The 22,447-nt window shown below is 50.3% G+C and carries 20 protein-coding genes, 1 tRNA gene and 2 pseudogenes; 11 read left to right on the plus strand and 12 right to left on the minus strand.

Features of this window, described 5'->3' with window-relative positions:
• Window positions 1-4 precede the first annotated feature (4 nt).
• The 3 genes from xynR to QLG09_RS17930 form a co-directional block, all read right to left on the minus strand.
• Window positions 5-763, minus strand: a complete 759-nt coding sequence (gene xynR, locus QLG09_RS17920; protein ID WP_025205733.1) for a DNA-binding transcriptional repressor XynR — start codon at window positions 761-763, stop codon at window positions 5-7.
• Window positions 764-896: 133 nt separating this feature from the next.
• Entirely contained in the window at window positions 897-1,901 is a 1,005-nt protein-coding gene (gene argF, locus QLG09_RS17925; RefSeq protein WP_032679528.1) for an ornithine carbamoyltransferase, read from the minus strand.
• On the minus strand, window positions 1,871-1,966 hold the full coding sequence (locus QLG09_RS17930) for a hypothetical protein (RefSeq protein ID WP_215723726.1): 96 nt from the start codon (window positions 1,964-1,966) through the stop codon (window positions 1,871-1,873). The genes argF and QLG09_RS17930 overlap by 31 nt, the downstream gene beginning before the upstream one ends.
• A gap of 99 nt (window positions 1,967-2,065) precedes the next feature.
• On the opposite strand from QLG09_RS17930, the gene rraB reads away from it, so the two are divergent.
• The 5 genes from rraB (at window position 2,066) to QLG09_RS17955 (ending at window position 5,590) form a co-directional block, all read left to right on the plus strand.
• Complete coding sequence (rraB, locus tag QLG09_RS17935) at window positions 2,066-2,491, plus strand: ribonuclease E inhibitor RraB (RefSeq protein ID WP_282489226.1); 426 nt, start codon at window positions 2,066-2,068, stop codon at window positions 2,489-2,491.
• Between the two features lie 46 nt (window positions 2,492-2,537).
• Window positions 2,538-3,296 (plus strand): tRNA isopentenyl-2-thiomethyl-A-37 hydroxylase MiaE, encoded by a 759-nt coding sequence (gene miaE, locus QLG09_RS17940; RefSeq protein WP_282489227.1) that lies wholly within the window; start codon window positions 2,538-2,540, stop codon window positions 3,294-3,296.
• A 30-nt stretch (window positions 3,297-3,326) separates the two neighbouring features.
• Window positions 3,327-4,055: a hypothetical protein gene (locus QLG09_RS17945; protein ID WP_049023678.1), complete on the plus strand. Its 729-nt coding sequence runs from the start codon at window positions 3,327-3,329 to the stop codon at window positions 4,053-4,055.
• A 104-nt stretch (window positions 4,056-4,159) separates the two neighbouring features.
• Window positions 4,160-4,244, plus strand: a tRNA-Leu gene (locus QLG09_RS17950).
• A 227-nt stretch (window positions 4,245-4,471) separates the two neighbouring features.
• Complete coding sequence (locus QLG09_RS17955; RefSeq protein ID WP_049023645.1) at window positions 4,472-5,590, plus strand: hypothetical protein; 1,119 nt, start codon at window positions 4,472-4,474, stop codon at window positions 5,588-5,590.
• A gap of 176 nt (window positions 5,591-5,766) precedes the next feature.
• Here the strand turns inward: QLG09_RS17955 and QLG09_RS17960 are convergent, their stop codons facing one another.
• From QLG09_RS17960 to QLG09_RS17975, 4 genes and pseudogenes are all read right to left on the minus strand, one after another.
• Window positions 5,767-5,976 carry a KTSC domain-containing protein gene (locus QLG09_RS17960; RefSeq protein ID WP_020885377.1) on the minus strand — a complete coding sequence of 70 codons (210 nt, stop codon included), beginning with the start codon at window positions 5,974-5,976 and terminating at the stop codon, window positions 5,767-5,769.
• Between the two features lie 2 nt (window positions 5,977-5,978).
• Window positions 5,979-7,811: an ATP-binding protein gene (locus QLG09_RS17965; RefSeq protein ID WP_049023643.1), complete on the minus strand. Its 1,833-nt coding sequence runs from the start codon at window positions 7,809-7,811 to the stop codon at window positions 5,979-5,981.
• The gene (locus tag QLG09_RS17970; protein ID WP_049023642.1) at window positions 7,801-9,063 is read right to left on the minus strand and encodes an SIR2 family protein; all 1,263 of its coding nucleotides are present in this window, start codon (window positions 9,061-9,063) and stop codon (window positions 7,801-7,803) included. Before QLG09_RS17970 ends, QLG09_RS17965 begins: the two co-directional genes overlap by 11 nt.
• A gap of 405 nt (window positions 9,064-9,468) precedes the next feature.
• A pseudogene (locus QLG09_RS17975) lies at window positions 9,469-10,576 on the minus strand (IS3 family transposase).
• A 198-nt stretch (window positions 10,577-10,774) separates the two neighbouring features.
• Here QLG09_RS17975 and QLG09_RS17980 point away from each other — a divergent pair.
• A complete protein-coding gene (locus QLG09_RS17980) occupies window positions 10,775-11,626 on the plus strand; it encodes a hypothetical protein (RefSeq protein ID WP_196761981.1) in 852 nt (283 codons plus the stop codon).
• Between the two features lie 367 nt (window positions 11,627-11,993).
• Here QLG09_RS17980 and QLG09_RS17985 read toward each other — a convergent pair whose 3' ends face one another.
• Window positions 11,994-12,869, minus strand: coding sequence for a phosphorothioated DNA-binding restriction endonuclease (locus QLG09_RS17985; protein WP_014168429.1), 876 nt, complete (start codon window positions 12,867-12,869; stop codon window positions 11,994-11,996).
• A gap of 300 nt (window positions 12,870-13,169) precedes the next feature.
• Between QLG09_RS17985 and QLG09_RS17990 the strand changes: the two are divergent.
• A pseudogene (locus tag QLG09_RS17990) lies at window positions 13,170-13,622 on the plus strand (SymE family type I addiction module toxin).
• A gap of 95 nt (window positions 13,623-13,717) precedes the next feature.
• Here the strand turns inward: QLG09_RS17990 and QLG09_RS17995 are convergent.
• The 4 genes from QLG09_RS17995 to QLG09_RS18010 form a co-directional block, all read right to left on the minus strand.
• Entirely contained in the window at window positions 13,718-14,464 is a 747-nt protein-coding gene (locus tag QLG09_RS17995) for a class I SAM-dependent methyltransferase (protein WP_049023638.1), read from the minus strand.
• A gap of 10 nt (window positions 14,465-14,474) precedes the next feature.
• A complete protein-coding gene (locus tag QLG09_RS18000; RefSeq protein WP_014168433.1) occupies window positions 14,475-14,732 on the minus strand; it encodes a YjhX family toxin in 258 nt (85 codons plus the stop codon).
• A gap of 288 nt (window positions 14,733-15,020) precedes the next feature.
• Window positions 15,021-15,593 carry a DUF1349 domain-containing protein gene (locus QLG09_RS18005; protein WP_047356922.1) on the minus strand — a complete coding sequence of 191 codons (573 nt, stop codon included), beginning with the start codon at window positions 15,591-15,593 and terminating at the stop codon, window positions 15,021-15,023.
• Between the two features lie 50 nt (window positions 15,594-15,643).
• Window positions 15,644-16,639 (minus strand): LacI family DNA-binding transcriptional regulator, encoded by a 996-nt coding sequence (locus QLG09_RS18010; protein ID WP_044859407.1) that lies wholly within the window; start codon window positions 16,637-16,639, stop codon window positions 15,644-15,646.
• Between the two features lie 241 nt (window positions 16,640-16,880).
• On the opposite strand from QLG09_RS18010, the gene QLG09_RS18015 reads away from it, so the two are divergent.
• The 4 genes from QLG09_RS18015 to QLG09_RS18030 all read left to right on the plus strand — a co-directional run bounded on the left by QLG09_RS18015 (window position 16,881) and on the right by QLG09_RS18030 (window position 22,437).
• A complete protein-coding gene (locus tag QLG09_RS18015) occupies window positions 16,881-18,119 on the plus strand; it encodes an MFS transporter (protein WP_014168436.1) in 1,239 nt (412 codons plus the stop codon).
• Between the two features lie 19 nt (window positions 18,120-18,138).
• Window positions 18,139-19,572 carry a glycoside hydrolase family 32 protein gene (locus QLG09_RS18020; protein ID WP_049023635.1) on the plus strand — a complete coding sequence of 478 codons (1,434 nt, stop codon included), beginning with the start codon at window positions 18,139-18,141 and terminating at the stop codon, window positions 19,570-19,572.
• Window positions 19,573-19,663: 91 nt separating this feature from the next.
• Window positions 19,664-20,929 (plus strand): OmpG porin family protein, encoded by a 1,266-nt coding sequence (locus QLG09_RS18025; RefSeq protein ID WP_049023634.1) that lies wholly within the window; start codon window positions 19,664-19,666, stop codon window positions 20,927-20,929.
• Window positions 20,930-20,943: 14 nt separating this feature from the next.
• Window positions 20,944-22,437: a glycoside hydrolase family 32 protein gene (locus tag QLG09_RS18030; RefSeq protein ID WP_049023633.1), complete on the plus strand. Its 1,494-nt coding sequence runs from the start codon at window positions 20,944-20,946 to the stop codon at window positions 22,435-22,437.
• The last annotated feature ends 10 nt before the right edge of the window (window positions 22,438-22,447 follow it).

A 22,447-nucleotide genomic window follows, 5' to 3' on the forward strand; every position in this document is an offset into this window, starting at 1 on the left:
CGGCTCAGGCCGGGTAACCCAGCGCGCGTGAGAGCTGGAGCCCGGCCTGCTGAAGCTGCTCGCGGAAGCTGGCCAGTTCGGCGTCATCCACCCGTGACGTCAGCGTCGAGAGACTCAGGGCGGCAATCACGCGGGATTCATGGTTCCACACCGGTACCGCCACGCAGCGCACGCCCTGCTCGTTCTCTTCGCGGTCGAAGGCGTAACCCTGCTCGCGGGTCTTGGCGAGGGCCTCCAGCAACGCGTCGCGGGAGGCAAGGGTGGAAGGGGTATAGGTGGTGTACTGATAGCCCTCAAGCAGGGCGTTCAGCTCGGCCTCGCCAAGCCAGGCAATCAACACCTTGCCGATGGCGGTGGCGTGAACCGGCAGCCGACGACCAATGCGTGAATAGGCGATAGCCGCCAGCTTGCCTTCAATCTTCTCGATATAAACGCCTTCACGACCGTCCAGGATCCCCAGATGGGTGGTCTGCCCGGTACGCTGCGATAGCTCCGTCAGCCAGCCTTTCGCCTTCTGGCGAATATCGATTGAGCCCACCACAAAATGGCCGCGCTCCACCAGCTTCATGCCGAGGCGATATTTACCGTTTTCCGGGTTCTGATCGATATAGCCGTGAAGCTGCAGGGTTTTCAGCAGCGAATGGAGGGTACTTTTGCTCAGCCCCATCAGTTTGCTGATGTCGGTGATCTTAAGCTCGGTGGCCTGCTCGTTAAACAGGTCGAGGATCTGCAACGCACGTTCAACAGACTGAATAATCGGCATAATGCTGGTATGTCCACGCAGGAATTAAGGCGAAAACGTACCTTTTTCAGGCGAAAAAATCAATGAAGTGGCGCCGGTTTACGCCCTCTCCCGGTGGAAGAGGGCCGGGGGGAGGGCACCAGACCGCAGAGGATCACTCCCCAAGCGTCGCCACCATCACCGCCTTAATGGTATGCATCCGGTTTTCCGCCTGGTCAAACACAATGCTCGCCGCCGATTCAAACACCTCGTCCGTCACTTCCATTCCGCCGTGCAGATCGAACTCTTTCGCCATCTGCTTACCCAGCGTGGTCTGGTCGTCATGGAATGCCGGCAGACAGTGCAGGAACTTCACGTCCGGGTTACCGGTCAGCGCCATCATCTGCGCGTTCACCTGATACCCGCGCAGCAGGGCAATCCGCTCGGCCCACTTCTCTTTGGCCTCGCCCATCGACACCCACACATCGGTATAGATGAAGTCCGCCCCTTTCACGCCGGCCGCTACCTCTTCCGTCAGGGTGATCTTCCCGCCATTCTTCTCCGCCAGCGCGCTGCACTCCGCCACCAGGCGCTCTTCCGGCCAGCAGGCTTTGGGTGCCACCAGACGCAGATCCAGCCCGGTTAACGCTGCCGCTTCCAGCATCGAGTTACCCATGTTGTTACGCGCATCGCCCGCATAAACCAGCGTCATCTCGTTAAACGCTTTACCCGGCAGGTGCTCCTGCATGGTCAGCAGGTCCGCCAGCAGCTGCGTCGGATGGAATTCATTGGTCAGCCCGTTCCACACCGGCACGCCCGCATACTGCGCCAGCGTTTCGACCACGTCCTGACCGTGACCGCGATACTGAATGCCATCGTACATCCGCCCGAGTACCCGCGCGGTGTCCTTAATTGATTCTTTATGCCCAATCTGGCTGCCGCTCGGCCCTAAATACGTGACGCGCGCGCCCTGGTCAAATGCGGCAACTTCGAAAGAGCATCGTGTACGGGTTGAGTCTTTTTCGAAGATGAGCGCGATGTTTTTGCCAGTAAGTTTTTGTACTTCCTTACCCTTTTTTTTATCGGCTTTAAGCTGAGCGGCAAGGGTCAGCAGGGAATTGAGCTGTGCAGGGGTAAAATCGAGCAATTTCAGAAAGTGTTTCTTGTACAGATCAGACATTTTATCCTCACATGGCAAACGCCACTTATTGAATTAAAATTCACTTTATATGTGTAATTATTCATTTGCAACCCCGTTTCACAAATCTTTCCAACAAAGGTGGAGGCAAACCCGTCCGTGTGTGAAAATAGAAGTATCTGCCGCACTTTAAAGAGGAATGAGCCATGGCAAACCCGGAACACCTGGAAGAGCAACGCGAAGAGACGCGCCTGATTATCGAAGAACTGCTGGAAGACGGTAGCGATCCGGACGCGCTGTACACCATCGAGCACCATTTCTCTGCTGACGATTTCGACGCGCTGGAAAAACTGGCGGTAGAAGCTTTCAAACTGGGTTACGAAGTGACCGAGCCGGAAGAGCTGGAAGTGGAAGAGGGCGACACCGTCATCTGCTGCGATATTCTGAGCGAAGGCGCGCTGAAAGCAGAACTGATCGACGCTCAGGTCGAACAGCTGATGAACCTGGCCGAGAAGCTCGAAGTGGAATACGACGGCTGGGGAACCTACTTCGAAGATCCGAACGGTGAAGACGGCGAAGAAGGCGACGACGAAGATTTCATCGACGAAGACGACGACGGCGTGCGTCACTAAGCGTTTCAGGCGGTGGCGCGTGCCACCGCTTTTTCAAGGCAGAACCATGGATTACCCGCAGATACTCGCCCCCGTTCTTACCTTCCTCCAGTGCCCAACCCCGACAGCATGGATTGATCACGCCCGCGACCCGGCGAACCTGCCGCTGCTGCTCACCGACCACATGGTGTGCGAGCTCAAGGCCGCTCAGACCGCGCTGCTGCTGGTGCGTAAATACGTCGCCGATGAAAGCGGTGCCGACGCGCTGCTCGACTGGCTCAAACCCTACGAAGCGTTCACCTTCCGCGAAGGCCCGGAACCGGATTTTGTGGCCCTGCACAAGCAGATTGGCAAAAGCGTCATGCCCAAAACCGACGACCCGTGGGGCCAGGCGCTTATCGACAGCATGGTGCTGCTGATTAAAGAAGAGCTGCACCACTTCTGGCAGGTGCGCGAGGCGATGCTGGCGCGCGACATTCCGTACGTCAAAATCACCGCCAGCCGCTACGCCAAAGGGATGCTGAAAGCGGTGCGCACGCATGAACCGCTGACGCTTATCGACAAACTCATCTGCGGTGCCTACATCGAAGCCCGCTCCTGCGAGCGTTTCGCCGCGCTGGCCCCGTTCCTCGACGACGACCTGCAGAAGTTCTATCTCTCGCTGCTGCGCTCGGAAGCGCGCCACTATCAGGACTACCTGACGCTTGCCCAACAGGTGAGCGACGACGATATCTCACCGCGCATACAGCTTTTTGGCGAAATTGAAGCCACACTTATCTCGACACCGGACAACGAGTTTCGCTTTCACAGCGGCGTGCCGGTGTAAACCGGCATAGCAAAAAGAAAAGGATGCGAGATGAATAAAACGTGGATCCGTATAGTCGTGGTGACTCTCCTGGCCGCCGTCGTGGCGTTCTGGGTCTACTTCGACAAACAACGCCAGCACACCCCCGAACAGCAGCTAGATACCACCCTCAACGCAATGCCCGCCTGGCAGGTGATTAAAGAGCAGGAGCCTGTGCTTCATCAGCGCATTCTTGACCAGATGGCGGCCCTGCAAAAAGCCGGCGAGCCGGAGCAGAAGATTATCGACACCATCCAGCCGCAGATCCTGCATCTGCAGATGTCGCGCCTGCAAAACGCGCCGGACGCTAACGTGGTGAACTATATGACGATCAACATGGAGCAGACCGCCGCCATCCAGAAGGTGAGCGACGACGCCTGTTTCCGCTTCCTCTACCCTGCGGTAAAAGGGGGCGTCAACCCGATGCGCATGCTGGATAAAGACCTGATGACGCGGCGCATGCAGGCCGACGCCGACATGATGCGCGCGGCCTACGGCAAAAACCGCCACACCGTAACTCCGGAAGAACGCGACGCCGCGGTGACGGATGTCCGCCCGATTATGAAAACGCTGGCCGACAAGTACGGCGAGGACATCCAGCTGCTGCAGATGCCGGAGAAGGCGGTGGGCAAAGAGAAGCTCTCCTGCGACATGGTGCAGGAGATGTGGGCGAAGGTGCTGGCGCTGCCAGAGCAGAAGGCGGCAGGCGTGATTCGGCTGGCGGTTTCCGAGGTAGAATGACAGGGCGCTGGTTTTTTGGGCACTTAGCGTAGGTTTAGCGCGTCGCCGCTTGCATGGCGGCGCGCGACAGGTATAATCCACAACGTTTCCGCATCCCCTTCAGTGCCGAAGTGGCGAAATCGGTAGACGCAGTTGATTCAAAATCAACCGTAGAAATACGTGCCGGTTCGAGTCCGGCCTTCGGCACCAAAAGATGCAAATCAAAGTCGCTTAAGGGCGGCTTTTTTTGCGTCTGAAATCCGGTATCCGCAAGGCTTTCCACGCATTTTCACTCAACCTAAGTCAACCTGATTCAATCTACATCAAATTATTGATGCGGGTACAACTGCGGGTATATATTTAGATTGATACAATACAACTTTACTATGTTAAATGGGCATTTAAAAGAGTAATAATCAATGTGTTAGGATAATATAATGAACAACTACTCAGATGTAACACGTTTATACACTATGGAAGGTGCAACGCATATTTATTCAAGTGAGCCTGCCTTACTGACCACGGCTGATCTTTACCAAGTCAATCGCAATCCTGCCTATCTGAAGGCATTAGAAGGCTGTAATATTTATCTTATTACTTGTCGTGAGCGGATATTTATTAAGCCAGAAAAATTTTTACTGAATGGTAGGACTGTTATTGGTTCATTTCTTGTTAAAAGAGTGGCTGGCTTTGTTGAGGTACCGTTTGAATATTACATCTCTAAAGAAATTGTGCCGGAAGAATACCAAATCATCGATATTGCTGTTGATTTAAACGGAACTAAACTTGTTATAATAACTGAAAATATAAAACAGATTGTATCTGTTAGTAATCTGATTGCAGAGGCCCGTTCAAAATTACTTCCCACTGATACTGATCTAAGAGTTATGTATGTTGGTCAAGGTATTGGGCGAAAAGGGACGCGTACTGCTGTTGACAGATTGCGAGCTCATTCAACTTTACAACGTATTCTTGCAGAAATGAGTACTCATTTTCCATCATTCGAAGTATTACTGCTACTTTATCGGTTTGAGCATGGACGAACCATTATAAGCAATGGTGGCAATATGAATGTAGAACCGCTTTCTTCAACAACAGAAGATTCGCTCCATTTCAACAGACTAAGTAATGTGAAATTGACTCGTGCTGATATAGTTTCTTTAACCGAAGCGGGATTAATAAACTATTTTAAACCCGAATATAACGTTTTAATTAAGCATTCTGATTTTGCATCAAGGTCACGCTTGAAAATTCTTAATCGCCTTCTAAATATTGGTATTACCGGTCTGATAATAGAGATTTGTAGTGCGAATATTCGATCTAGAATTGGAACTGAACATGCTATACCAAAAGATCTCGCGGATTTGTATACATCTGATATTTTAGAAGGAAAAAATATCAAGGATGCAGAAATACGTAAACAATGGCAATCCGAGTTATATGTCCAGAGCCATAGTCATTGTGCCTCATTTCCTTTAACAAACACATATGAAAGAAATACCTTTTTGCATGGAACTATATTCATCGATGATAGTGAGGTTCCATTCAATACTTAAATTGAGTTGAAATAACTCCAAAGGGGGGCTGCTCTATCAAAAAAGTTTTCTTACAAAGGATCTGATTAAAATATTACATTTATTAGGATAAGTATATGGAGAATGAGATATCCTAACCATATAACAACAATACTGATAGAGATCGGGTTGTATGTGAAACAACCCGATTGAATAGATCAAACTCTCGAAAATGGAACAGCATGCTTTATATACATATTAAAAAATTGTCCCTTAGAAGGGGCTGATTTGAATTGCTCGTAAAGATGCTCATTAACATTATAGTATTGGTAAACAGCCCCATCCTTAAATTCGATTTCCATGGTTTCACTGGCGGAATCATAACCAGCAGACATAATGTTTGACGATGATACGGCGTCGCGGTGCATATTTAGCTCTCCTCAGGTTCATCTTCGATTGGTGAACGGGTGATTTCAAGTTTTTGGACAACTGCATTAGTCTGCTGACTACGCCAAGAGGCAACCACACGGTCATAGCCTTCGGCTGAACGCCTACTCGCCCAGGCTTGGGTTACCTTGGGATCATTACTACGTGGTAAGTGCTTTTGGCAGGGCAAAGTAATGCGACAGCGGACAGGGAGTCGAGCAGCTTCCCCGGTAATTATTGCTTCACCAGTTCTCAACACGGGCAAAAGGTCCATCAGCCCGGCTAAGTTATCCGGCAAAGTTCCTTTCACACGCGCACGATCTACGGGATTTGATAACCGAAGCGCGATGATCGTGCCACATTGAGATAAAACGGTCTCATCTACTTCTGCTGGTCGCTGGGACACAATCATAGCACCTACACCATATTTACGACCTTCTTTTGCTATGCGTTTTACCACTTCAGAGGCGACTGTTCCAGCATCAGGTCCAAGATAACGATGAGCCTCCTCCATCACTACTAAAAGAGGACGCTCTACACCTCCCTCTGATTTTTCCCGACTCCAAAAAAGTGCTTCATAAACAATACGTAAAATAGAACCGATGAGTCGAGTCAAAACTCCGCTAGGGACTCCGGACAAATCCAATATAGTGATTTGTTTATCATGGCCGAGCCAACCTTCTAACAGTTTGTCGAGATCTGTTTTAACTGCTCCCGTTAGGTCAGGCTCCCAATCGCCAGGATGAAGAAGAAAATCATAGCGGCGATCTAGTAGGCGGGAACGAAGTAAATTTAATGGTCTTCGAATACCTCTAGCTGCTGTGTTGGTGAATGGCCCTTTGGCACCCATTGCATGAGGTTGATACTTTGGCGCGACCAAGGTTTCTGCATCCCCAGATTCTTCAAGCGCAGGTTCATCACGATTTGCACCGATATAGGTGGTTGTTTCAAAATCAACTAATTCATACCAAAGTCGTTTTAAGCTAAACGGTACCGGGCTATCTACAGTAAGAGTTCTAGAATCAATACCTGCTCTTGGATTTACTTTAATGCCCTTGTCTTTTAACTCCACAATTTTATCTGTGAAGGCAATTTCGTGAGCTTCAGAAAGCCCTCCTGTTATGAAATCTAAAAGTTCACCAGCCTCTAAAGCCCAATAGGGAACAAATAAAGGTTTTTGATCCTGGTTAGGGGTTGCACTGAAAACAGTCGATACGTCTTCCAAAGCTTTAGTGTACTCACCGTGGATGTCGAGCATAAGGATACGAGCGCCAGGTGATCCCTGAATTTCATCTTTCCGAATAATTGATCTCAGGAGGCTAGCGACAGTTGTGGATTTACCTGCCCCAGTTGACCCTAGTATTGCTGAATGGCGCGTTACAAGAGCATCTAAAGAAAGACGTACGTCAATGTTTTCCGCGCTCGCAAGATGTCCTATGCTCACTTGGTCGTCACCGATTGAACCGTAGATTCTTCTTAGATCAGCTTCAGTAACCAAGTGTACTGAGTCATTTATATTAGGATGCTGGCTTAAGCCTCTTTCGAATTGACCACCGACTGTTTCACCAGCAAGCTGGACTGTCATCCATCTACCTGAGTCAATTTCAGAAACATCAGATTGTGAGGGTGCGGCAGTGGCCCCGATCTCAGAAACGATACCAAATAGGTCCTGATAGCCCTGAGGAATTCTGACAAAACTGCCTACTTGGCCAACTCGATATGTATGTCCTTTAATGACGGCAAAGCCGGAGTCTAAGGACTCAGCAAGTTTTATAGTGAGGGTGGCGCCTGAGACAGCACTAACGGCACCTAAATATGTCGGATCATTACCACTCATCTTGGCCTTCCTCTAGCTCAACCGCATTTCTGCCGCTTCCATTGGTTTCATCCTCAGCTTTATCTGGTTCATCCCTTTTCAAAGATTGTGCTATCAAGTCATTTGCTTGAGCTAATGCACAGAAGCGAGCAAAAGCTGCAAAGTCCCCTAATAAAAATTTATTTGGCTCTTTCGGCCACCGTGCTGCCCAGAAACTTTCACGAATACTTCCCCAGTTTTTAGGTAACTCCCCTGGACGCCATTTTCCTGAAACTCCTCCAATGACGGCTCCATCTGCTGCGTAGACGCTCAGGTTAGGTCTGTCACTTGCTAATTTTACAGCTGGCTCTTCCTTTGCAAGATCTTGATATTGAAACGCCAAAACTGCCGTATTGGCGTTCATAGCCAAACTTTCATCAAGAACGGCACAAATATGTGCATCCCTAAATGAAAATCCAACCGTGAGCAACAAAGAGTCGGGGGTAAGTAAAAACCTTTTAAGTCTCTCAAAGAGAGCAGAATAAGGTTGTTTTTGAGTTAGGTCATATTTTAAATGGTCCGGGTAAACTAATTCGGCGGCCTCTCTACCATGTCCTCGGACAACCGCCCCGTCTTCCAAAGCCCAGCCTAGGGAACCATGCATCTTCCATAGCTTTGCCCATCGAGCAGGTAAGTCGTCGCCTGCTACTGATACAGGGTCAAAGAAAGGCTTGCTGCCGCCAGAAAACCCGTCAAAATAAGGAGACCTAACGCGTTCAAATGCCTCTTCGAAAAGAAAATCATAATTCGTAGTGAATATTTCTACAGAGTTCGACCGAACGGTACCAGTAATCCATGCAATTAAATCAGAATATGCGTTTCGTTCTTTGGGTAAATAAACTCCGACTATTTCAGAAATTTTTTTACAAATATCTTTGCCTAGTTGCCTATACTCTTTTGAGTCTAGCCCCTCGACTTTCGTTTTCCCCAGCGCTTGCTCTAATAAACGGATACGTGATAGAACTGACTCAATATTAGCGGTACTTCCCAAACTTGCTTTTATTGCTTCTACCGCCTTCGTTTGAATCTCTGTCAACCCGGAGGTTGCTTGGAATGTCAATGCCTCGACGCCCGGAATAAGCGATTTTCCATTTGGGTCGATTTCATTTTTTTCATTTACGCGGATTGCGAGTGGTGCTCCTGCGCCAACAAGAATTCCAATACGCTTCCTACCCTGTGATAGTACCTGGCGCAAATCAGACATAAACCGATCTGGATTGTGGAACGTTTCCATGCTTCTCCCCTTACTAGATGTGGCTACCTGCGCACTCCGCGAAGCTTTAAGAGTTGATAACATCTTCCTGCATAGCCGTTATCCCAACAACTTCTTTAACCTAAGTTACAAAATTTTAACATTGTTGGGAGAAGTCAAATTTGCTATGCCGTTGAGAGAGTATTAGTAGCAGATTAAGCGCTTAGTACAATATCTTCATCTTGGGTTTATTTTGCTTGCTTCATGGTTGCAAAATTTATGTGATGAAAGTCGCATATCGGCGTTACTTAGTCGCAATTAAATCTGATTTGTATGTAAAGAAAGATGCTGACCTGCTCACCGTAGATTAACACACCGCGATGTTAGTAATGTCTTCATATGACCCTAACCCGAATATACTCAAGTCATAATCAGGAATAGCCGGCTTCAGTCTGGCTGCATATTCTGGCAACCGGCAGGTTTCTCGGAAAATTCGGACGGGGTCATCCGTTCCAGTGCATAGTGGGGACGTTTCTGGTTATAGTGTATGCGCTAGGCCTCGATTTTGCACCGTGCATCCTCCTGGAGCATGAACCCGTTCTTGTTCAGACACTCCTGTCGTAGCCTGCCGTTAAACGACTCCACCTTCGCATTGTCCGTAGGTGTTCCCGGTCGTGAGAAGTCTATACGGATCCCTCGTTCATACACCCACTTGTCCAGCATTTTTCCTGCAAATTCAGAGCCGTTATCGGTTTTCAGCAATTGGGGTAAAGGACGTTTGAGCGCAATGGTGTTCAGCATCTCTATAACCTCCGTTGAGCACAGATTCTGACCCATGCAGATCCCCAGACATTCCCGTATCTAGAGATCAATGACTGTCAGCAGACGTAACCAACGCTCGTCAAATAAGGCGCCAGAGACAAAGTCCATGCCCCAGATATGATTCGGATACCGCCCATAAGGCTGGGGCTGTCGACGCTGTGCTGATTTATTCCGGCGTGGGCGTTTGAAACGCAGGGACAGGCCCTGCTCGCTGTAGAGTTGATAGATGCGTTTGTGATTATCCCGTCAGCCCTCCCGCCTGAGCATGACGTAAACCCGGCGATAGCCATAGTGGGTCCGGGTATCGGTGATCTCCCTGATACGAAAGCGTAGTGCACTATCGTCTGCCACCACAGAACGGTAGCGGAATGAGCTGCGGTTGACCTGTAGTGCAATTAGACCTGCCTCTCGCTGGCCCTGTAGCGTGCCTGCAGGTCCCGGACCCATTCGCGCAGACGCGCCAGCGTCAGTTCTTTTTTGCCAGCACGTCCTGCTGCTTGGCTTAGTCGAGGCTGAGATCGGCAACCAGTTTTTTCAGCCTGAGATTCTCTTCCTCAAGCTGCCGCATATGCTTCAGTTCTAAAGGAAAAATCCCGCCATATTTCTTGCGCCATGTATAGAACGTGGCATCAGAAATGCCCAGCTTACGGCAGACCTCCGGCACGGACGTCCCCAGTTCGGCCTGCTTCAGGGCTAAAACAATCTGCTCTTCGGTGAATCGTGATTTTTTCATCGGCACCACCTCCGCTCAGGGAGTGTAGATCATGCCGGCATTCTGTTTCTGAATGGCACAGGATTTTGGGTCAGGGTCACCTCTACAATATATAGAGGGAATAAAAAGCTTTTATGAGCTAAATTGTAGTCTTCCGTTATAGTTGGCAAAATATTAGAAGGGATTGATAAGATTATGTGGACGCTAGATGATCTACGTATGTTGGATAAAAAATATGCTGAGGAAGGTATTCACGTTCATCAAAGACCGCTGAACGCCGCAATTGAACTTCTTGGAACAAGTTTCAGCCTTGGTATTATTAGTAATCCCGAGGTTCAGCGCATCGTAGATGCTTACACTACCATGATACCTGAAGTCGAAACAAGTTGGCCTGGTGCAGGAATAGGTCTAATTGCATCTATGGATCAAGTGAGGAAAACAACTTTTCCTATTTTATACGGGGAGAACAATCTAGAAATCTGGAAAATAGCAGGATTTTCAAGTGACGAAGAATGGTGGGAATGGTGTAGAAAAGAACGAACTATTGCTGCAGAAGTTTCTTTTGCTATTGCTGATATTCATGATTTCACTATGGGGCTAAATGAAATTGAAAATTGTGCATCAGAGGCTTTGACACTCTGGCAAATGTGCAGATCCAATCTAGAAGATATGGCAAATACACTGCCTAATAGCTTTAGCCATGATTCAATTATCCAGCCGATCTGTATGGTAGCAGAGCTTTCCTTAAAAGCTGTTTTAGTTTGGCACGGAGTCGATCTAAAAACTTTGAAAGGAAAGAATGGCCATAATCTGGCGTATTTGGCACAAACAGTTATGGATAAAAAACCCCATCGTGACGATAGTCAAATTAAAACCGTGATTGATAACCTCCCCCCTTACGTAGCCAGTCGCTATAAACCGGCAGGACTTAAACGTCTACAAGTTGTTCGGTTAGCTCTTGGAGTTCAATTTATTGCAGCATCTAGTTTACGTCGAATCACTACGTCAGATTTAGCTATACAAATGGAATCAGGAGGGTTTCCGGGGCCACGTCAAGTATTCACTATTTGAAGGTGAACAACCAGTAAATCTTCCGTACCACATGTCCTTCGGTTCACCTGAAGCCAAATTAGCGAGCCAACCAATTAGATTGGTGGCTCGGGAAGAGTATCCGACCTGCATCCTAGAGATTAACACAGTGCGCTGTTAGCAGCGTCCGCTCCTGGCACTAGAGCTGCCTGTCAGATTAGGTTTAGATCTATACCATAGCTGCGTCAGGTCAAATCTGAGCTAATACAACTCAGTCATGTTTGTCCGGGTTCGAAGCCGAAACAATGAATTTCGTCTTGGTATCTGTGTTGGTATAAAACGTAAATATTTTTTACTAATTATTTTAAATCATGAGGTTAAGATTTATGTGCGAGTCCGGCCTTCACACTCACCCCCTATACACCTCCCTCCGATGCCATTCCACAAACCCTTCCCCTGGATAATTCCCTTTCACCATCGGCAGTGCTATCTGCTTCCCGGCGAAATCCCAGAACAGTCTTCCCACAATCCCATTCCCGTTGCCATTTACCGCCTCAGACACCAGAACCCGCAAACTGTCATCCAGCCCAATCGATCCCTTATCAAACGCTTTATGATGAATTGCACACAGCGCCAGCCCGTTCGGGATTTCACACGGCCCGCCAAACTGTTTCCACTTGATATGCGCGGCTTCAAGTGCAACGGAGGTGTTATCATGTCGCATGTTGAATCCGCAGATTGCACATTCATAGTTATAGGCTCGAAGCACCTGCTGGCGAAACAACGGATCGCGAACCTTACGGATCTGTTGAATATCAAAACCCATTTCATCTGCGATCTCTTCCTGGATGCTTTCCGGGAAATGCGCCTCAAGGATCTTCTGTGCCAGCGAGCCGATCAGCTTCTTGTTCTTTCTCAGTAGCGCATAGTGTTCTTCATCAAAACCGCCAGCGACCTTATGTTCAACAAGCTCTTTTACCGGTGGCTGTTTGCTGCCAGTGGTGGAACAGAGTTCACTGTTCTCAAGATCCCAGAATCCATCCCCTTTGAGCCGCCAGAAGGGCATGTTCGGATAATGTTCTTTCCTGTCTGGACCAAAGCGTTCTAACAGGCTTAGCAGTTGAGCATGTACCTCGGTACCGTAGTCAAACAGACGTGCATGCCCCTGCTGATAGTTTGCCAGCACGTACAGAAGCAATAAGGGTTTATGTGGCGCACGTTGTTCGCCCTTGCGCCAGATAGTGATGTTGGCAATTGCCTGTTCGAGTGTTTTGCTGGAAGCCATCGCGTTACGGAAGAAGGTAAATAATTGCGATGATGCTCGCAAAACCCAGACCAATCAACCCGCAATCAACAAAAACATGGCCTTAGCGCACACAACACTATTTCCTGAATCCCCCTCGCAAATTCCAAATTTACCCCACGCCAAACCGCTGTATTTATATTCAGCCTGGTATAATACGCATCAGAAATAACGCCGAACGGCGGAGTAAGTTTCACAGGAATTATTTACAACGAGACGCGATATGAAGGTGCTGCAACACCCCCATACCGCTAACCACAAGCAACTGAAAAGGAGTTGAAAATGGCTGCGCCGAATTTTATGCCAGAGTTTACGGTTTGCAAAACAGAATCAGATGCTTTCACCGGCATGATTGAAAACCGCGAGCTGGTACGCAAAAACAGTACCCGCCGACTTCACGGCAACCAGACCAGTGCAGCGCCTGTTCATCCCCGCGCAGAAACGCCGGAAGCAAGCTCCGCCTGCTGCGAACTCTATGCCCGGATAGATAATAAATATCTTCCGCTGGGGGGAGACTGGCTAACCCGGGCAGGGTTTATCAGCGGTATGCCGGTTTAAATCCGGGTGATGAAAGACTGTATTGTGATCACGCCGCAGCATACAAGAGAATTATGGGGATGCCTGGAAGGGATGAGTGTGGTGAATATCAATAAACAAAAAGTCGCTCAGTGGTTAAAAACATTTCCGGGGGCGTTAAATGATACGGGCGATATCCCGGTGATTAAGCGTGGGTAAATGTGACTGAATCCGCGTTCATATTATCCTGAGCCGCCTTAATACCTGATGAGTGACGGCGGTATAGTCGTTAAGGCTATACCGCCTGTTTCAGGCTATCGGGCAATCAACGCAAACACCCCCCAGCCAAAGTACTCTCGTGTGTAGGTGACGTGGCGTTTGGGCGCAATTGTCAGCTCCGCGCGAACTTCTTGTGCAAAGTCATCGTCAGGGTTTTCCGCCAGCCAGCGACGCAGGGTCATCCATTTCGCCGCTTCGTATCTGTCCCAGCCTTCCTGGTCTGCCAGGACCATTTCCACCAGGTCATAGCCCTGTGCGTCGAACGAGGCGACCAGATCGGGCAGGGTGAGAAAGTCTGCGATGGACGAGACGCCGCAGGCCTGGGCTACCTCATCGCTCGCAGGAACCTGACGCCAGTAGGGTTCGCCGATGAGTATCATCCCGCCGGGCCGGAGGCTTTTTGCCAGCAGCGCCATTGTTCCGGCGACGCCGCCGGCAATCCAGGTGGCGCCCACGCAGGCCGCCACATCACATTCTTCACCTGCGACGTACCCGGCCGCGTCGTCATGAATAAAACGCACGTGCTCGCTGACGCCGAGTTCGTCAGCACGGCGCGTTGCCTGTTCGGTGAAAAGTCGGCTCATGTCGATGCCGGTGCCGGTAATGCCATGATCGCGCGCCCAGGTGCAGAGCATCTCCCCCGAGCCGCTGCCGAGATCGAGAATGCGCGTGCCTGGCTTCATGCGTAACACGCGGCCCAGCGTGGCGTACTTTTCCGGGGTGAACGGATTATGAATGCGGTGTTCGCTTTCGCTGACGGTAAAAATACGTGGGATATCCATCATCCTCTCCTTAACGATTATCTGGCTGGGCACGAACGCTGTTCAGCCCGGTCGTGTTAATGCGGTAGGGCTGACCGTTGACGGACTTGATCAGCTTTTTGGTTTTGAGTTTTTTGAAGACGGCGAGCGTGCAGTCGGCGAGCAACAACCCTTCGCGGCTGTAGCATTCAACGGCGGTGACGCGGCCTGAGCTATCGCGGACGTGCGCAATACGTCCACCTTTGGCGAGAACGTGTAAGGTACGTTGTTCCTGACGGGATAAATTCATACTGGAAAACCTGTTTAATCATCATGTGCAAAACGTGCAAACACACCGCGGTGTCCGCATTCGATTTCGGCGCATTGATAATCAGTCCGGCCTGAAAGGTCGGGGAGCTGATTATCGGATGATGACATTCTCCAGCATCAAAGCCTCGGGTTGAGTTGAGAGGTATTTACGGGGTGAATAATATCACCTGTTTATTTTAAGGGAATGGTCGGGTGGGAAAAGTGTGATCCAGGTGGAAGCTCAGGCAGCGCCATCAACGGATCGTAGAGCCGGATGGCGCGATGTAAATCAGCTGAGATCGTGCAGCGCTTTATCCATGGCCGGAGCGAGACTGAAATCACTAAACTCGACGGCTAAGCCGCTGCGTTCAGGCGTGCAGCACATGACACCGACTTTCACTGGCCCCGACGGGAAATGGCATAAACGCAGCAAAGGCCACGACAGCCCGTCTGCTGAGTACTGTAACCGTAACGCGTCTCCCTTGCGGGTCAGGCGAAGCCAGAACTCCCGGGGGTTACCCGGGAAGATACCGGTTGCCCAGTCGGAGGCCTGTAACGTCAGTACGCTGCCAATGGCCGGTGCGCCATCATTGTATTCAATCCCGGCCTTGAGCCAGTGTTGCTCGTCCGACATCAGCATGATCCCCGCCTGGTCATAGAGCGTGCTGAAATCAGCGCGGATTTGAGTCTGAAACGTGAAATCACCCGCCGCGTCAGTCGCGTAGATGTGGCCCGAGAAACGCTCGAATCCGTACCACGTATGGCGCCAGAAATCGGTGTGGTCGTCGGTCACGACCGATAACGTGTTGTTCTCGCTATGCCATTCGGCAGGTTCGTTTATCCAGTAAAATTCGTTTTGCATAATGTCCCCAGGTGACTGTCAAAAGGTCGTCGGTATGCGGCCTCTCTTGCTCAACAGGATTCGCGCCTGAGCCAGGGGCTCTCGACCAGCACCTTATCCCGGTGGGTGTCGCCATTGATAATGTGCAGGGTACTTAAGCGCCCAATCTCATAATGCGGCAGCTGGACCGTGGATAACGGGGGTAAAAACAAATTTCCGATGCCGACAAGATTATCGTAGCCAAGAACGGCAATATCCTGTGGGATTCGGATCCCCTGCGTTAACAGCGTCTGATACACCATGAAGGCAATACGGTCGTTACCACAGATGACCGAATCAAATTGCGGTTTCCCCTGAACGATATGCGCCAGCAGCATCTCCGGAATATCCCGGTAGTGCTCATCGCCAAATTGCATATAGCAGTGCTCAAGCGTATCAGGATCGATACCGGCTTCACGGCAGGCGCGATCAAGCCCCTGACGGCGGCGACGCGTCGCCAGATGGTTGACAGGTAAATGCAGGCAGAGAGGGCGGCTGTATCCCGCCGCCAGCAAGGCCTGTACGGCCGTATACTGGCCTTGTTCATCGTCAGGTATATAGCTGGCAACCGGTTCTCCCGTGTTCTCGCAGTTGGCCAGAACGCAAGGGTGCTCCAGTAGCCGGGGCGGGATGCTCACTTCACGCAGCCCCATGGTGGTGAAAATGATCCCCCCGGGCCGGTGGGCGAGCAGCAGGTCGACAATATCGTCAGGGTTATCATCGGTAAACATATTCACCACGAAGCTGTTCCAGCCATACGCCCGCGCGGTTTCCTCGATAGACAGCGTGATTTCTACCGAAAAAGGGGTGGTGACGGTATCCAGCGCCAGTACGCCGATGGTTTTGTTGCGGGAGCCGACACGACGAACCTGTCGGGCTGAGAGGTCAGGCACGTAATTTAACTGCAGGATCGCCTCCTGCACCCGGGACAGGGTTTCAGGCTTTACGCGTTTCGGATCATTGAGCACCCGAGAAACCGTCATGAGCGATACATTGGCCAGTTTGGCCACATCTTTTAAAGACGCCATAGCTTTCCATTATCTGAATGCATTCGACCCGGTAAGGTGTTGTGAGCCAATGCGAATGTCCTATTCTAGGCACCGACACCCAGGGTTACGCAAGTCACGCTCAAAAGTTTGAGCGCGATCTCAACACATTAATGTTAACGTTAACTTTTGTGATTAACATCGAGTATCACATCAAAACCGAGTGTACGCCTGAAATGTTAACGTTACCATCTTAGCATATCCTTCTTGCGAGATTACGTAGATGAAAAAACGGCCTACTCGAAGTTACATGCTGCTCAGCGCTCTGCTGTTCTTTTTCTTTGTGACCTGGTCCTCATCAAGTTCACTTCTCTCAATCTGGCTTCACCAGGAAGTGGGGCTAAAGGCATCGGAAACCGGCATTATTTTTTCCGTGTTATCCGTCTCCGCGCTCTTCGCACAGGTCTGTTATGGCTTTATCCAGGACCGACTTGGTCTGCGCAAACATTTGTTATGGTTTATCACCGCGTTGTTGATCCTCTCCGGCCCGGCTTATCTGCTTTTTAGCTACTTGCTGAGTGTTAATATTCTGCTGGGCAGCGTATTCGGGGGCTTATTTATCGGGCTGACGTTTAATGGCGGTATCGGCGTTCTGGAGTCCTATACCGAGCGCGTTGCGCGTCAGAGTACCTTTGAGTTTGGGCGGGCACGCATGTGGGGGTCTCTGGGCTGGGCGGTCGCCACGTTTTTTGCCGGGTTACTGTTTAATATCAACCCTGACCTTAACTTCCTGGTGGCGTCATGCTCAGGGTTAATCTTCTTCTGTCTGCTGGCCCGCTTAAAGGTGGCCGCGCCGGCAAGCATGGAGAAACTCGAAATTGGCGCTAAAAAAGTTTCTCTGGAAGACGCCCTGCGTCTGCTGACTCTGCCGCGCTTCTGGGCGCTGATATTCTTCGTGGTCGGAACCTGCATTTACGGCGTATACGATCAGCAATTCCCGGTCTATTTCTCGTCACAGTTCCCGACATTACGAGAAGGGAACGAGATGTTTGGCTATTTAAACTCTTTCCAGGTCTTTCTCGAGGCCGCGGGTATGTTTTGTGCGCCGTGGCTGGTTAATCGCATTGGCGCTAAAAATGGCCTGATATTCGCAGGTATGGTGATGGCGCTGCGCATGATTGCTTCCGGGCTGGTGGAAGGCCCCTTGCTTATCTCCATTACCAAACTGCTTCACGCGGTCGAACTGCCAATATTGTTAGTCGCCATATTTAAATACAACAGCCTGAATTTCGACAAACGTCTCTCCTCCACCATTTATCTGGTGGGATTTGCCTGCACCAGCTCCGTCATTGGCACCGTATTGTCCCCGCTGGCAGGCTTTAGCTATGAGAGATTTGGCTTCGCCCAATCCTATCTGATCATGGGCATCATGGTGTTCAGCACCACGTTTATTTCCATTTTCCTTTTGCGCTCAACTAAATCCTCATCTGAGCCATCTTTTCTGCAGCAAAACGCTGTGTAATGTACTGAGAGTAAAGACGATGACATCCTTATTAGAACAGGCTGAACAGGTGCTTGAAAAAGCACAATCCGGGATTAATCCGCGCTGGTATCCGCGCTATCACCTCGCCCCTCGCGCAGGCTGGATGAATGATCCTAATGGCCTGGTATGGTTTGACGGCTGGTATCACGCCTTTTATCAACACCATCCCTATTCCCCGAAATGGGGGCCGATGCACTGGGGGCATGCCCGAAGCAAAGATCTGGTGCATTGGGAACATCTGCCCGTCGCGCTAGCGCCGGAAGGCCCGGCGGACAAAGACGGCTGTTTCTCTGGCTCCGCCGTGGTGGACGGCGATACGCTGGCGCTCATCTACACCGGACATAAATTTCACGGCCCGTCGGACACAGACGACAACCTCTACCAGGTGCAGTGTCTGGCGACCAGTCGTGACGGCATCCATTTTGAACGGCACGGCAGGGTGATTGATACACCGCCCGGACTGCATCACTTTCGCGATCCGAAGGTGTGGCGCGAAGGTGAGTTCTGGTACATGGTTGTCGGCTCCCGCGTGGAGAATACCGGCCAGGTGCGCCTGTACCGTTCCACCGATCTCCGCGAATGGCATGACGAAGGTATTTTCGCCGAGGCTGATGAAGGCAAGGGCTTTATGTGGGAATGCCCGGATTTCTTCACCCTGGGAGAGAAGCGTGTCCTGATGTTCTCGCCGCAGGGCATGGCGGCGGAAGGGTATCACTATCGCAACCTGTTCCAGAGTGGCTATTTACTTGGGGACTGGCAGCCAGGTCAACCGTTCACCCACAGCGGACAATTTACTGAGCTGGACCACGGCCACGACTTTTATGCCCCGCAGAGTTTCGTGACCCCGGATGGCCGACGCATTGTCATCGGGTGGCTGGATATGTGGGAATCACCGATGCCCGAACAGCAGGATGGCTGGGCCGGAATGCTCTCGCTTCCACGCGAATTAAGCCTTGTCGATGGCCGGGTGAGAATGAAACCGGCTGCCGAAGTGACCGCGCTGCGTGGCAGCTATTATCCCACGCCCGTCCGCTGCCTGAACAATCAGAACGTCCTTGTCGCGGCAGATGCCGACGCGGTCGAAGTTCAGCTGGCATGGGATTTGAGCGCATCGACGGCTGAACAGTTTGGTATCGCGTTGGGCGACGGGCTGAGAATTTACGTCGACGATCAGGCCGGGCGTCTGGTGGTGGAGCGCCGCTATCCGCAATATTCGCTGGAAGGCACGCGCAGTATTCCGCTACCAGCAGACAGCATTCTGTCACTGCGAATTTTTATTGACCGCTCATCGGTGGAAGTTTTTATTAACGATGGTGACGCTTGCTTAAGCAGTCGTATTTATCCGCAGCCGGGCGAGCGCGATATTTCATTGTTTGCAAATCAGGGTGTGGCCTCATTATACGATGCGGGATACTGGTCTTTAGATAAATAATCTCCGTTCCGACCTGTTTCTTGCAGGGTGAGTTTTTATTTCTGCCAGTCTCTGGCTGGCATGTTATTGTCTGGAATAATGAGAGAGCAAAATGGATGAAAGCGTAATACCTCAAAATTGCATTACCTCGAAAGATAAAAACATATTTGTTCCAGGAAAACAGACGCTGGCATTAATGGTGATATTAGCGGCATTTCCTGCCATTGCTGAAGACGTTACAGGAAACTATCAAAGCTATTTTCAGGATGAATCAGACACCAACGGTACGAGTGTATCATCAGCCAATAACGGTAATGAACAATCGTCCCTTCGTGCTTCGTCTTCTCCGGTTGCTGCAGGTCAAAAACCTGAACTCACGACCTCGTCAAAGCCCGTGACGTTATCGGCGCAAACGGAGAATAAAAAAGCGGAAGTGAAAAAGCGTCCTAAAGGGGATAACCCCGAAGACGTCAGTCTGTTGCGTTTAAGGCAGGAAGACCCGCCGGTTCACTGGAACAGTATCGGTCGTAACATGGAAGTGGGTGGCCTGCATGGAAACATCGGGTCTCAGATAGAAATTGACGATGTTCGCTGGAGCAATAATAAGAAAAACAGCGGCAAGTTTAAACTCGCCACCATTCAGGCTTTTTTAAGGCACGATGAATTGCCTAACTGGTATTTCGGTTTCTGGAATGCCAGAGAAGACAGTTATAAAGGACAGTTCAGTAATCAGGACTATCAAGGCACCAATACCATCAATGAATTTTTTGTGGGCCATATTTTCGAAACCTGGCGAGGGAATATCGGTACGGAAGTTATGGTCGGCTCCGAAACGGCAACGAAACGCTGGAAAAACCGGTTCAAGGTCTGGCAGGACCTGCGACTGTCCAGCAAATGGAGCCTGGCCGGATACGCATATGGCGAATACCAGCCTCAGGGGAACGAACCGGGGAATGGCGATCTGGAGCAGTACATTTTCGAAATTGAGCCAGCCATTCAATACCGCGTGAATCCGGATCTCGGACTCTATTTGCGACCCTATTATTACCATAACCGCCAGGAACGTCAGAGCTGGGGCGATATTGTCGAAGAAGAATGGAAAGTCACGGCTGGGCTCTGGCGAAACTGGTATCCATTATTAACCTCCCTGTATGTTGGATTTGGCCAGGACAAAATAGATAACGCCAGCAATGCCAGCGAAGTTTTCTATGACGGTCGGTATAAGTTTATCGGTGGCACGCTGAGTTATCCGGTATTTGGTGAAGTGCGATTATACGGTGAATTCAAAGCACAATTTACGAAAGAAACCGGGCTTTGGACATCGACCGGTCACTCATGGAACCCGTTTACCGTGGTTGGCGTGAATTATAACTTCTGACATTCAGGTGTAGCATGAAAAAATTAATAGTTGCGGCATCTGTCGCGCTGCTTGCGCTTTCAATCGGCAATAATCCTGCCTGGGCGCAGCCTTCGAAAGAAACATTACAGAATAAAAGTATCACCCATATTAATGGCTTTTTCCCGCGGGTTGACGGTTCATTTGTGGGCGACCCCATGCCCGTTTTTAACGATGGCAAATTTGATATTTATTATCTTAATGATGTCCGCGGCGGCAGCGATCTGGGGGTACATGCTTTTCATCTCTTGTCGAGTGCCAACTTGTATGATTATCAGAACCATTCCGAAGTGATCCCCTACGTTAACGACGTTGACGATCCTGAACTGTTATTGGGAACCGGTTCGATTATTAAAGTCGGCGATACCTGGCATGCCTGGTACACCGCACACAATGAAAATGTGTTCCCGGTTGAGTCTATTATGCACGCGACCAGTAAGGACCGCCTTCACTGGGTGAAACACCCGCAGGACACCATTTTACCCGGCGGTAACTATCGGGGTAATGATTTCCGGGACCCTCACGTCGTTTGGGTTGAGGAAAAGAAAGAATACTGGATGTTAATTACTACCCGCAGTAACGGTCGTGGGGTTATTGCCCGGTACAGTTCAACGGATTTAACGCACTGGGAAGATCGCGGCGTATTTTTTGATAACGACACCATCACCAGCAATGCCAACCTCGAATGCCCGACACTGGTTTACTTCAACGGACGCTGGTATCTCAGCTTTAGCGACCAATGGCCGTTACGCCTGACACAATATCGGGTTGCGGATAATCCGGAGGGGCCGTGGCGGAAACTGGGCAATTATGTGGTCGACGGCTCGGGTTTTTACGCGGGGAAACTGGTTCTCAAAAACGATCGGCTGTTTGTTTTCGGCTGGATCCCGACGAAAGCCGGTAACCGAGACAGCGGCAACATTGACTGGGCAGGGAATCTGGTTGCCCATGAGCTCACCGCAGATGACCAGGGCCAGCTCAACAGCATCCTGCCCCAGGAGCTTCAGAAGGTCATCAGTGACAATCCTAGTCCGGTAACCACCTTAACGAGCACCAAAACGCTTAAAACGGCCACGTCGTTCGGCCCCTTACAGTCGGCGCTGTACCCGGCCTTGCCTGAACGCGGTGAGTTGAGCGCAACCATCGATGTTCCTTCTGCCGGAATGGTGATGAGCTTTGGTCTGACCGACGACAGAGTCAGTGATGCGATGCTGAACGTTGTGTTCAATAAGAGCAAAGGAAAAGTCTATTTTTTCAACGCGCCGCTCGCGTCGATTCATCAGGCTAACGCGGAATCCTGGGTGGATGTTCCGATCGGGGAAAAAATTGAGTTACGCGTTCTCATTCAAAACTCAATTGCTGTCTTTTATATAAACAATAAAGCGGCATTCAGTACCCGGATGTATTCCATGCAGGAGAAGCCGTGGAGTATTAGCCTGCCTCAAAACGACCATTTTCACGCGACGTTGAAAATAAAAGAAATGATTTAACGGGATATTA

The organism is Enterobacter sp. V89_11 (genome assembly GCF_029967775.1).
In the GTDB taxonomy this organism is placed as follows: Bacteria; Pseudomonadota; Gammaproteobacteria; order Enterobacterales; family Enterobacteriaceae; genus Enterobacter; species Enterobacter ludwigii.